Below are 2,318 nucleotides of genomic sequence, written 5' to 3' on the forward strand. Positions count from 1 at the left end.
GCTCATGGGCGAGGCAGTGGAACCGCGCCGCGACTTCATCGAAGCGAATGCGCTGAAGGTGGCCAACCTCGACATCTAACGTCGACGCGCTACCGCACGTTAGTGCACAAAAAAGAGCACCCGGTTGCAACCTGCACCGGGTGCTTTTTTGTTCCATACGCCCGCGAATTGAACGTCCTGATGCTTGCGCCCAACCTCCGATAAGGTGGGCTGAAAACGACGTTTTCAAGGGCCAAAAGTTGGCCTAATTTCGTAAGCGCCAACATTCATATAACAAGTCATTGTTTTGACTCCACATTTTTGTGGCACTGCGACTTGTTCTTAGGAATAGAATCAGGTTAACCTCTGTAGTCCCCCGGAGCACGTCACTGTGCGACGACTCCTTCAACCGAGGTCAGTCAATGAAACAGGGTTCCTTGATCAAGATGGTGCTCGCATCCGCGATCGCCCTTTCCCTTGCCAGTGGTGCTGTCGTTGCCAAAGACGCCGCTCCCAAGGATAAGAAAGAAGCGCTGTATCCGAATGCGACCCGGACGGAACCCAAGCTCGACCTGAAGAGCGACAAGGACCAGAAGGCCCTGAACGAAGGTCTCGACGCTGCCAACAACGGCGACAAGGAAAAGGCGCAGCAGATCCTGCAGCCGCTGGCCGACGGTTCGGGCACGAGCAGCAAGTACGCGCAGGCGCTCGCCCTTCAGGGCCTCGCCAACATGAAATACAATGACGGCGACATCAAGGGCGCGATCACCACGCTCAAGCAGGCGCTGGACATCGGCGTGATGCCGAACGACACGTACTTCCAGCTGAAGTACATGTACACCCAGTTCCTCGTTGCCGACGAGCAGTACGCTCCGGCCCTGCAGTCGCTGCATGAGTGGCGCGACCAGGGTAAGAAGGAAACCGCCGACTCCTACGGTCTCGAAGGCAATATCGACTACCGTCTCGAGAAGTATCCGGAAGCGATCGCCGCCATCACCAAGGCGCAGTCGATGCCGGACGCGAAGCCGCAGGCTTCCTGGACCCAGATCCTCGCCGCCAGCTACGCCGAGACCGGCCAGGGCGACAAGGCTGCTGATCTCGCGTCGGCTGAGCTGGCGAAGAACCCGAACGACCCGACCGCCATGCAGAACGCCGCTTCCTCGCTGATCCAGGCGCAGAAGTATCCGGAAGCCATCGCGCTGCTCGAGAAAGGCCGCGCTGCCGGTGCGTTCCACAATGACGAGAACGGCGGCAAGCTCTATGTGAACCTCGCCAAGGTCTACCTGATCGACGGCCAGGAACATACCGAGCGCCAGGACGGTAACGCGAAGAAGGCAGAGGCCGTGCTCGCGGACGGTCTGGCCAAGGGCGCGATCAAGCCCTCCGCCGAGGTCTACAAGCTCCAGGGCGACGCCGCTATCACCGGTGGCGACGAGAGCGGTGCTCTCGCTGCGTACCAGAAGGCCGCCCCGCTCGCGACGGATGGTTCCGTCTCGCTGAGCGTGGCTCGCCTCCAGCTCCAGAAGAATCAATACGCCGCCGCTGAAAAGTCGGCGACGGATGCCATCAGCAAGGGCGTTCAGCATAAAGGCACTGCCTATATGGTGCGCGCGGAAGCCAAGCGTGGTCAGAAGAACAAGCAGGGTGCGATCGCGGACATGAAGCTCGCGGCTCAGGATCCTGAAACGTCTGCCAAGGCCAACGCCTGGTTGAGCAAGGCAGAGAACACTAAGTAAGCCTTTGTAAAGTACCAGAAGGGATGGTTTGGCACTGCCACGATTCTTCCCTTCAGGTGCTATACAAATGCCATATGCTGGTGTAATTTGCTTATCTTTCCGCTTGCAGAAACCAGCGTTTTCGGCATCTCAATCGCCGAACGCCGGAAGAGCAGTGCGGGTTCACTTCCGCTTGATTAGCTCTTGATAGTGACTGATGGCCTCAAGTAACGAATCAACCGGCCAAGCGCCGTTTAGTTGGGGGCGCACCAGCGCGTTGGCAGTCGCCATCGCTCTGCACTCGTTCGCCTTCCTGCTGCTGGTTGCGCCTATGGCGCCACCGAAGTCGCAGGAAAAGCAGAAAGAGAAGGTAGTTCAGGTCGACTTTATTGAACCGCCGCCGCCTCCCCCGCCTCCCCCGCCGCCGCCGCCGGAGCCCCCGAAGCAGCCGCCGCCGAAAATCGTGCAGATATCGAAGCCGCCCCCGACACCTCCGCCGCCGGCTCCGCCGCCGCCGGCAGTTGACGAGGCGAGTTCGAACCCCGTTCCGGCTCCGCCGCCGGCGCCTCCCGCGCCGCCTGCACCGCCGGCGGATATCGCGCCGAGTGAAAATCGGTCGTACCG

2 protein-coding genes are annotated in these 2,318 nt (G+C 60.4%); one reads left to right on the forward strand and one right to left on the reverse strand.

Annotated features, from left to right (window positions below):
• Positions 1-401 precede the first annotated feature (401 nt).
• The gene (locus AC1DT2_RS21000; protein ID WP_231873957.1) at positions 402-1,715 is read left to right on the forward strand and encodes a tetratricopeptide repeat protein; all 1,314 of its coding nucleotides are present in this window, start codon (positions 402-404) and stop codon (positions 1,713-1,715) included.
• 354 nt (positions 1,716-2,069) lie between these two features.
• On the opposite strand, the gene AC1DT2_RS21005 is transcribed toward AC1DT2_RS21000, so the two are convergent.
• The coding region (locus AC1DT2_RS21005) for a hypothetical protein (protein ID WP_477298498.1) at positions 2,070-2,318 on the reverse strand (249 nt) is incomplete at its 5' end.

This window comes from Luteibacter sp. P4_E6, assembly GCF_056401535.1.

Excerpts from the sequence above, each read along its gene's own strand:
- AC1DT2_RS21000 (WP_231873957.1), top strand. The coding sequence starts at position 402 with ATGAAACAGGGTTCCTTGATCAAGATGGTGCTCGCATCCGCGATCGCC.